This window comes from Streptomyces sp. KR55 (genome assembly GCF_052245645.1).
GTDB lineage: Bacteria > Actinomycetota > Actinomycetes > Streptomycetales > Streptomycetaceae > Streptomyces > Streptomyces flavusporus.
Window position 1 is genome coordinate 1 of sequence record NZ_JBQQCE010000421.1, and the last position, 8,629, is coordinate 8,629.

General features: G+C 66.7%; 10 protein-coding genes and 2 pseudogenes. 9 read left to right on the forward strand and 3 right to left on the reverse strand.

Annotation, left to right across the window (positions count from 1 at the left end; all coding sequences use genetic code 11):
* Positions 1 to 1,313, forward strand: a 1,313-nt coding sequence (locus tag ACTWQJ_RS40095; protein ID WP_443311366.1) for a phospholipase D family protein, incomplete at its 5' end; no start/stop codon positions are given.
* Positions 1,314 to 1,516: 203 nt separating this feature from the next.
* Here ACTWQJ_RS40095 and ACTWQJ_RS40100 read toward each other — a convergent pair.
* The gene (locus ACTWQJ_RS40100; RefSeq protein WP_443311367.1) at positions 1,517 to 1,906 is read right to left on the reverse strand and encodes a winged helix-turn-helix transcriptional regulator; all 390 of its coding nucleotides are present in this window, start codon (positions 1,904 to 1,906) and stop codon (positions 1,517 to 1,519) included.
* 82 nt (positions 1,907 to 1,988) lie between these two features.
* Here ACTWQJ_RS40100 and ACTWQJ_RS40105 point away from each other — a divergent pair, with 82 nt between their 5' ends.
* Positions 1,989 to 2,648: an NADPH-dependent F420 reductase gene (locus ACTWQJ_RS40105; protein WP_443311368.1), complete on the forward strand. Its 660-nt coding sequence runs from the start codon at positions 1,989 to 1,991 to the stop codon at positions 2,646 to 2,648.
* Positions 2,649 to 2,902: 254 nt separating this feature from the next.
* Here ACTWQJ_RS40105 and ACTWQJ_RS40110 read toward each other — a convergent pair whose 3' ends face one another.
* A complete protein-coding gene (locus ACTWQJ_RS40110; RefSeq protein WP_443311369.1) occupies positions 2,903 to 3,412 on the reverse strand; it encodes a DUF4291 domain-containing protein in 510 nt (169 codons plus the stop codon).
* On the opposite strand from ACTWQJ_RS40110, the gene ACTWQJ_RS40115 reads away from it, so the two are divergent.
* Positions 3,348 to 4,604, forward strand: a complete 1,257-nt coding sequence (locus tag ACTWQJ_RS40115; RefSeq protein WP_443311375.1) for a hypothetical protein — start codon at positions 3,348 to 3,350, stop codon at positions 4,602 to 4,604. The genes ACTWQJ_RS40110 and ACTWQJ_RS40115 overlap by 65 nt on opposite strands.
* Positions 4,605 to 4,693: 89 nt before the next feature.
* On the opposite strand, the pseudogene ACTWQJ_RS40120 reads toward ACTWQJ_RS40115, so the two are convergent.
* A pseudogene (locus ACTWQJ_RS40120) lies at positions 4,694 to 5,461 on the reverse strand (transposase).
* A gap of 108 nt (positions 5,462 to 5,569) precedes the next feature.
* Between ACTWQJ_RS40120 and ACTWQJ_RS40125 the strand changes: the two are divergent.
* The 6 genes and pseudogenes from ACTWQJ_RS40125 to ACTWQJ_RS40150 all read left to right on the forward strand — a co-directional run.
* Positions 5,570 to 6,052 (forward strand): hypothetical protein, encoded by a 483-nt coding sequence (locus tag ACTWQJ_RS40125; protein WP_443311370.1) that lies wholly within the window; start codon positions 5,570 to 5,572, stop codon positions 6,050 to 6,052.
* 249 nt (positions 6,053 to 6,301) lie between these two features.
* Positions 6,302 to 6,601, forward strand: a pseudogene (locus tag ACTWQJ_RS40130) (transposase); the annotation flags it as partial.
* A gap of 80 nt (positions 6,602 to 6,681) precedes the next feature.
* Complete coding sequence (locus ACTWQJ_RS40135) at positions 6,682 to 7,344, forward strand: pyridoxine/pyridoxamine 5'-phosphate oxidase (protein ID WP_443311371.1); 663 nt, start codon at positions 6,682 to 6,684, stop codon at positions 7,342 to 7,344.
* An 89-nt stretch (positions 7,345 to 7,433) separates the two neighbouring features.
* Positions 7,434 to 7,835 carry a VOC family protein gene (locus tag ACTWQJ_RS40140; RefSeq protein ID WP_443311372.1) on the forward strand — a complete coding sequence of 134 codons (402 nt, stop codon included), beginning with the start codon at positions 7,434 to 7,436 and terminating at the stop codon, positions 7,833 to 7,835.
* Positions 7,832 to 8,350 carry a DinB family protein gene (locus tag ACTWQJ_RS40145; protein ID WP_443311373.1) on the forward strand — a complete coding sequence of 173 codons (519 nt, stop codon included), beginning with the start codon at positions 7,832 to 7,834 and terminating at the stop codon, positions 8,348 to 8,350. The genes ACTWQJ_RS40140 and ACTWQJ_RS40145 overlap by 4 nt, the downstream gene beginning before the upstream one ends.
* A 193-nt stretch (positions 8,351 to 8,543) precedes the next feature.
* Positions 8,544 to 8,629: transposase domain-containing protein (locus ACTWQJ_RS40150; RefSeq protein WP_443311374.1), on the forward strand; the 86-nt coding region annotated here is incomplete at its 3' end.

Sequence of the window (8,629 nt, forward strand, 5' to 3'; positions counted from 1 at the left end):
GGTCCCACCTGGACCGGTTCCAGTTCAGCGAGGCCGAGAACCGCCACCTCGGCGAGGAGGTCGAAGCGGCCGGCGGCGAGTGCCTGCTCGACATGCGGGTGCGCCCCGGCGGCTCACACCACCAGAAGTTCGTCGTGCTCCGGCATGCCGACCGCCCCGAGCTCGACATCGCGTTCGTCGGCGGCATCGACCTGTGCCACAACCGCCATGACGATGCGACGCACCGCGGCGACCCGCAGCCACAGCCCATCGCCGCCGCGTACGGACAGCACCCACCGTGGCACGACATCCAGCTCGCGATACGCGGACCGGCCGTCGGCGACATCGAGGCCGTCTTCCGGGAACGCTGGGAGGACCCGGCACCGCTCACCCGCAGCCCGCTCGTCCGCCTGCGAGAGCTCGCACACCGCGAGGACATCCGCGCGGACCCGCTGCCACCCCAGACGCCCGACCCCCGGCCCTGCGGTACCCATACCCTCCAGGTCCTGCGCACCTACCCCAACCGACTGCTGCGCGGCTACGAGTTCGCCCCCGACGGCGAGCGCAGCATCGCGCGCGGCTACCGCAAAGCGCTGCGGCGGGCCCGGGCCCTGATCTACCTGGAGGACCAGTACCTGTGGTCTCCGCACGTGGTGCAGTGCTTCGCCGAGGCACTGACCGCCAACACCGGGCTACGCCTGATCGCGGTCATCCCGTCCCTCCCCGAGCAGGACGGCCGGCTCACCCTGCCGATGAACCTGATCGGCCGGATCGCCGCCCTGGACAGGCTGCGCCGCGCCGGTGGTGGACGCGTCGCGGTGTACGGGCTGGAGAACCACGCCGGGACACCGGTGTACGTGCACGCCAAGGCCTGCGTGATCGACGACGTGTGGGCCTCGGTCGGATCCGACAACATCAACCTCCGCTCGTGGACCCACGACTCAGAACTCAGCTGCGCCGTCCTGGACGAGCGCCCAGACCCACGTGAACCGCGCGACCCCGGCGGCCTCGGGGACGGCGCGCGCAGCTACGCCAGAAACCTGCGCCTGGAACTCTCCCACGAGCACCTGGACACCGAAGCCCCCCGGACTCCCCAGACACCCGACCCGCTCTGCGATCCCACGACCGCCTTCGACGCCTTCGCGGCGACCGCCGCCGCACTGGACTCCTGGCACGCAGGCGACCACCGCGGCCCCAGACCCCCCGGCCGCCTGCGCACCTACCGCCCACCGACCCTTTCCCGTACGGCCACGACGTTCTACACGTCCCTGCACCGCCTCTTCGTCGACCCGGACGGCCGCCCCCTCGGACTGCGGCGCCGCAACGCATACTGACGACCGCTTGCCATCAGCGACGCGGCGACCGCCCGGCGGCTGGCACGGTCTACTTGTCCGCGGCTTCTGGCGCCGGCGCGATGCCGATGGGGCAGGAGAGCCCCGTCCCGGCGAGCCTCTCATGTCATGTGACCCCGTTTAGTGCCGGAGATCAGTCGAAGTACGGGCATCCGAAGGTCGTGTAGTCACGCACGAAGCGAGTTCTAGCGGCTGTGAGGGTGGCCAGTCTGCCGGTCCGGAACCTGCGTGGCATGCCGGTCCTGGGCAGCCATGACCTCATCGCCGTGCTCGAAGGCCCACGCGCCAAACGCATTGATCGGGCCGAGCAACGTCCGGCCCAGATCGGTGAGTTCGTACTCGACACGGGGCGGCGCCTCGCTATAGGCGTCCCGCTTCACCAAGCCGTTGAATTCCAGGCGCCGCAGCGTCTCGGTGAGGACTTTGGGGCTGATGCCGCCGATGTGGTCACGCAGCCTGCCGGGGCGCCTGGGCCCGTCGCGCAGGGCCCAGAGCACAACGGCGTTCCACGTGTTGGAGAGAAGGTCGAAGGCAAGGCGGGCGCGGCAGTCGGCGAGGAAGGCGTCGGTTGTCACTTACCACATGGTGCCTGACGAGCTTTCTAGCGTTGCCTCAAAAGCTGTGAAGCAAGTGCGGCGAGCGTAGAGGAGCAGATCGGTGAAGATCGGCGTGTTGGGGACGGGCAATATGGCGGACGCACTCGCCACGCACTGGGCCAGGGCGGGGCACGAGGTGTTCGTCGGAGGGCGGGACGAGCGGAAGGCACAACGGCTCGCAACGCGCCTTGGGGGTGATGCGAGGCACGGGACTCTGCGCAAGGCGGCCGGGTTCGGTGAGGTGGTGCTGGTCGCGCTGCCCTACGAGGCGGGGGCGGAAGTCGCTCAGGAACTTCACACGGCCCTGAGCGGGAGGGTCCTGCTCGACTGCTCCAACCCGGTGGGGCCCGGTTTTCGCCTGCTGACACAAGATGGCCCCTCGGCCGCACACAGGCTGGCTGCCGCAGCCCCTGGTGCGCATGTGGTCAAGGCGTTCAACCTCTGCCACGAAGACGTGTGGCGCATGAGCCCGCCGGTCTTCGACGGGAGGCCACTCGCCGTTCCCGTCTGCGGGGACGATCAGCGGGCACTGGCGCTCGTACGCGATCTGGTGCGAGATGTGGGCTGTGAGCCCCTCATGGGGGGCGGGCTGGAACGGGCCGGGTTGCTGGAGGCGACCGCCGCGCTGTTCATCGCCCTGTGGGTCGGAGAAGGGGCAGATGTTCAGGCGATTGCGCCGCCACTGGCGTATGCGGCAGGCCCCGAGAAGCAAGGGGCATGAGGGCATCGCTTTAGGAGTTGCAAGCCGAGTCGGCCGTGGCACCGCGCGAACGATGATCGATGCCAGGGCCGGCTGGGTGAGACTCAGGCCGGTTCGGCTACTTCTCCGAAACCTCCGGCGCCGGAGCGACGCCCGTCGGGCACGAGGCTCCCCCGTTCGTCTCGAACGGGGTACTTAGCTTGACCCCGTCCCGGCGAGCCTGTGCTGCCATATGACCCATAGGACGCAGCTGGCCGTTCTGCGAGTGTGCTCGGTCACGAGCGCAGGTGCGTCATGAGGTCGTCTTCGGTCGGATATGGCCGCTCCTTGGGCAGCAGTCGTGCTGCGGAGTCCAGGTCGCCGCTGCTGACGAGTGCGTGGATCTCGCGGGCGAGCGGAGTCACGTCGCTGATGGAGACCGTCCACTCGTCCGCGTAACGTCGTACGGCCTCACCGGAGAGCCCGAGTTGCAGTGAGCGGTGCGGCAGGGGCTGCAGGTGCAGATCGCGCTCGGGGTCCCACTGGACGCGGGCCGGTGCACGCTTCAACTGGCGTTGCCAGGTGCTGCGGTCGGTGTGCAGCGCACGTGTGTAACTCGACAGGCAGGCGTTGCGCAGCGCCCACTCGAAGCCGTCGCGTGTGATCTCGACGGCAAGAACGGTTTCCTGTCCCGCCTTCGTGGCCCAGCCGCAGCGGTACATCATCCACAGGAACGACGGTTTGATCCACGTCAAGCCTCGCTCACAAACCTTTAGCGGTACTGCTGGCAAGCGACAAGCACACACAGGAAGCCGACATCTGATCGTCGAGGAAGATGTGCATATGGCTGATCACTCTCCCGCGATATCTCCCATGTCACTCGCGAACGACATGCAGGCGTACGCGCTCTGCGGTGACACGGCGGCCACAGAGAGCTTCACCTTCGGTACCGCCACCGTCGTCATCGGCGATGCCGGGACAGTGATCATCGTGGAAGCCGGGGACTCACTCGACAGGAGCGGCGTGTGGAACGCCAGCGAGGTCCGCCTCCTTGGCCGTGCGCCAACGCCGGTCAGTGAAAGGCTCCTGGAAAAGCCCCGGGCGTGGGGCAGAGATGACACGAAGTTGCCTGTTCATCTGATGGTCCGAGTCTCGGAAGGCCTCGTGTATCTCGGCACCGGATCCGTGACTCGGGCCGGAACGGTACTGCGTCCGGGCTGTACTGAGCACGTTCTCACCGACTGTGCCCTTCGGCTCGATTCACCCTTGAGCAAGCCCAGCCTGGACCGCGTCCGTCCCCCTCTCCCTCCGGCAGATCTCCCGAGCCTGGAGTGGCTCAGACATGTGAACGGCAACCGAGCCAGTGCGCTCGAACAGTTCATCACCGGCTGGTATCCCGCTATGTCCGAGGAAGCTGGGCCGCCATCAGTACAGGCACCTGCCCTGGACCTGCCGGATGGACTGCGGCAGTTCTACCAACTGGCAGAGCACCATCCAGGCTGCCGGGGAGCGCAGAACCGGATCCTTCCCGCTTCCAAACGCCGGACCGATCCCAGGGGAGAGATGCTCGTCTTCGGCGAGGAAAACCAGGGAGGATTCTTCTGGGCACTCCTCTGGACGCTTGACGGGCCCGAAACCGATCCGACCGTCTGGTTCCGCGAGTACGACGAACCTCCGATCGCTGAACAAGAACCGCTCAGCGGCTTCCTCCTCCAGTTCTCTCTCTTCGAAGCTTCAATGAGCGCCTGCTACGCGGCACTGCCCCGCCAGCTCACCGCGCAACAGGTCGACCAGATCACCGATGGGCTCCACCCCGTGCCCCTCCGCCCCTTCTGGCCCTGGGCGCCCACCCGCTTCTACGTGGCCCCGGGGCTCGTCCTGCACGTCTCGGACGAAGAAGGCGAGAACGGTTTCAGCGCCAGGGCCGGCGCTACCCACCGCAGCGCTCTCGCCCCGTTGGCCGACGCCGTGATCGACTGGATCCGGTTCGACGGCTGAACCGCACCATCGCACTGTCATCACGACGCGTAGTAAGCGCTGTCCCGTAAATGATCTACGACGTGTGCGTTGACCTGTCTGTTTCTTCGTCACCCGGCGAGGGTGAGGTTGTGGAGGCGGGCGATGCCGAGCATGGCGTGGTGGACGCCGTCGCCTTTGAGGCGGCAGTCGCGGAGGATCTTCCAGGTCTTCATACGGGCGAAGGTGTGCTCAACGCGGGCCCTCACCTGTTTGTGCGACCGGTTGTGTTCCTCCTTCCAGGCCGGGAGCTCTTCGCCCTTGCGGCGGCGGTGCGGGATGACGAGGCCGGTGCCCTGGTAGCCGCCGTCGGCGATGGTCGTCGTGGTGCCGACGGCGGCCTTGGCGCCGGATTCCTCCTAGCCGCGGGAGTCGTGCCGGTTGCCCGGCAAGGGCCGGCCGACCACGACGACCAGGCGGGTGTCGGCGTCGATGACGACCTGATGGGCAGTGGAATACCGGTAGTTCTTCGACTGCTCAGCCACCGAGTGGTCGCGGGTGGGCACCAAGGTGCCGTCGACAATGAGCACAGTGTCCTTGCGGAACTGCTTCCGCTGACAGAGCGCAAGCATCGGACCGATGTGGTCGATGATCCGGTCTGCGGCCGACTTGGAGATCCCGAACAAGGGGGCAAGCTGTTGCATCGTCAAGTTTGTGCGCCAGTACGCCGTGACCAGCAGGACACGGTCCTCCAGCGACAGACTCCAGGGGCGGCCGCGCTGCTGATCTGCGGCTTGCTCGCGTCGTACCGAGGCTACCAACTTGCCGAAGCAGCGCGAGCTCAGCCCGGTGAAGGGCTCTATCCAGGACGGCACCGACGCCGTGATCACACTAGCCATAGCATGATCGTTTCACCCTGGAGAAGTAGCTGAGCGACATGCCATCGCTCACGGAGCAGCAACCATCGCCCCGTACCTTCTGGCCCCGAGTCGGTCCAGAATGCCGCCATGGCCGAAGAAGAGCACGACGAGGCAGATGCACGCTCCTTCCTGTCATGCGCCGCAGAGGTGGCTCGGCTGCTGGACCTCGGGAACGCGGCCGGCGTGCCGGAAGCCCGCCGCGCGCGGCACCTGGCCCATGCGGCACGCAAGCCACTGCTCGAACGCGCCCGCCTGCCCGAAGAGTTCTTCGCCCCGTTGATGGCCGCAGCCGTCTACGACCCGGACCCTAGCTTCTGCCGCTGGTTCGTCGAACCAGCGGTCTACGCATTCGGACGCCGCCGGGTCATGACTGCACTGCTCGACTATCTACGGACAGGCACGGACGCGGAGCAAGCGGGCGCCAAGCGGGCCTGGTACTGCGCCCATGTGCCGCTCCATGCGGACCGGTCCCCGGCCTACGCACCCGGCGGAAGTCGCGATCTCGCCCTGGATGAGTCCCGCGATGTGGTGAACGAGTGGCGGGAAACCCTTCGGCGATCAGCCATGTGACCGGGCCGCCTCGAAACCTGAGACTGCCCCGTTGCCGCGGGGCTGTTGCTCGTTTTGCGGCAGTTACGGGACAGGTCTTAGGCGTGAGTCGTCGCCCATGGCGGTGGCAGGCCGTGACCCAACGGGCGCCATGCTGTCTCTGGGAAGCGGCGCGAAGCGGCTCATCCACGCAAGCGAGTCGACCTGAAGAGGCGATGGCCTACATCCTGGCAGGTGGTACTAGCCGTAGCGGTCGGGTGCTGGAATCTCCGCATCACCGACGACCTCGACGAACTCCTCGCGTTCTTCGACTTCCCCGCCGAGCACTGGGTGCACCTGCGCACCACAAATCCCATTGAATCGACCTTCAGCACGGTGAAACTCCGGACGAAGGTCACCCGAGGCGCGGGAAGCCCGGCCGCAGCCCTCGCGATGGTCTTCAAGCTCGCCGAGTCCGCCCAGGCCCGCTGGCGCGCGATCACCGCACCCCACCTCGTCGCCCTCGTCCGTACGGGCGCCCCTTTCGAAAACGGCCACCTCGTCGAACACCCTGGGGTCGAAGCGGCGTGATCAACCTTTAATCAGCTTGTGAATTGGTCAAGTTGATAGGTTCAGTTCGACTTGAGTGATCACGGCTGAGGGAGTGGAACGTGACCGGTGCGACCAACCTGCGTCAAACGCTGCGTGACATCGAAGTCTTCGCCGGCGAGCTTCCCGGGTTCGACCCATCGACTGCGCCGGACACGCCGTTCGAGCTGTTCACCGAGTGGTTGCTCAAGGCGTTGAGCGCCGGGGTGCAGGAGCCGCATGCCATGACGCTGTCCACGGCGGACGCCAGCGGTGATCCGACCGCCCGCGTACTCATTCTCAAGGACGTGGGCCCCGAGGGTTGGCAGTTCGCCTCGGACGCGAGCAGTCTCAAGGGCCGCGACCTCGCAGCTCGCCCCTATGCGGCGCTGACCTTTTACTGGGCACCGCTCGCCCGACAGGTCCGGGTGCGCGGACCGGTTGTGCGAGAGACCGCTGAACTGTGCGCTGCGGACTTCCTCGCGCGCGGCGCGGGGGCACGGGCGGAAGCCCTGCTTGGTCGGCAATCGCAACCGCTCGCGGACCTGGCCGAGAGGGATGCGCAGGTGGAGGCATCGCTCATGCGGATCAAGAGCGAGCCGGACCTTGTGGCGCCAGGGTGGACGCTGTACTCAGTGCGGCCGGAGTCGGTGGAGTTCTGGCAGGGCGACAAGCAGCGCCGCCACACCCGCCTCGTCTACCTCTCTTCACCCGACGGATGGACCAAGCAGCTGCTGTGGCCTTGATTCCTATCCGATCCACAAGTATTGACAATTGCTCGAGATACCCGCTGCCACCTATGCAGGGGGCAGCCACTAGTAGATCCTTTGTAGCCGTGACCCACACGACAACCGAAACCGCGTGGCCCGGAAAGATCAGTGCCATCACCCTGTTCGTAGAGGACCTGGAGGCCACGAAGCGGTTCTACCGTGACGTGTTCCGCCTGCCGGTGACCTACGAGGACAACAACTCGGCTGTGTTCAGCTTCGGGAACACCATCATTAACCTGCTGCAATCCACCGCGGCACACGAGCTGATCGGCCCCGCGCGCGTCGCCGCCCCGGACGCCGGCTCCCGCGTTCAGCTCACCCTCCCCGTGGACGATGTGGACGCAATGTGCAAGGAGCTGACCACCCGCGGCGTGACGCTGCTGAACGGCCCGATGGACCGGCCCTGGGGAATACGAACTGCCAGCTTCAAGGATCCGGGCGGCCACATCTGGGAGATCGCACAGTGACCGCGACCGTGTCCCCGACAGCGAACACCGAGATCCAGGTCCTCCTGTCCTTTCTGGACGCACAGCGCCGGCATGTCCTCGGCATACTCGACGGGCTGGACCCGGAGGCATTGCGGCGGCCCGTGCTGCCGTCCCGATGGAGCTGCCTGGGGCTCGTCCAGCACCTCGCGCTCGACGTCGAGCGGTTCTGGTTCCGTGCCGTCATCACCGGCGATCCCGCCGTTATCGAAGCCCTCGATGACATCGACGACGCCTGGCAGGTGGCCCCCGACGTACCGCATACCGAGGTACTCGACCGATACCGCACGGAGGCGGACCTCGCAAACAACGCCGTCGCCGCTGCGGACGCAGACACCCCTCTGGCCTGGTGGCCCCAGCACCTCTTCGGCGAACCGCACTTGCACACCGTTCGGGACGTCCTGCTGCACGTCATCACCGAGACCGCATGCCACGCCGGACATCTCGACGCCGCACGAGAACTTATCGACGGCCGACGATGGATGGTTCTGACCTGAAACCGACCGCGGACCCGTGAAAGGGACGAGTCACTTACGGGACAGCCCTTAGGCGCAATGCCGTTGCGTTAACTTGCGGGCGTAGTCTGCTGGGACCGTCTCGGGGGTGGTGTCGGTGGCCGAGGGTGTGCCGGAGTTATCGGGTCTTGGGTTGTTGACCTGGGTGTATCCGCCGGGTCTGGTGGACCGTGTGGTGGCCGCATGCGGCCGTGGAGAGCGGCGCAGACGGCTGCTTCCCGCCCGTTTAGTGGTCTACTTCGTCCTGGGTCTGGCGCTGTT

Excerpts from the sequence above, each read along its gene's own strand:
- ACTWQJ_RS40125 (WP_443311370.1), top strand. The coding sequence starts at position 5,570 with ATGGCCGAAGAAGAGCACGACGAGGCAGATGCACGCTCCTTCCTGTCA.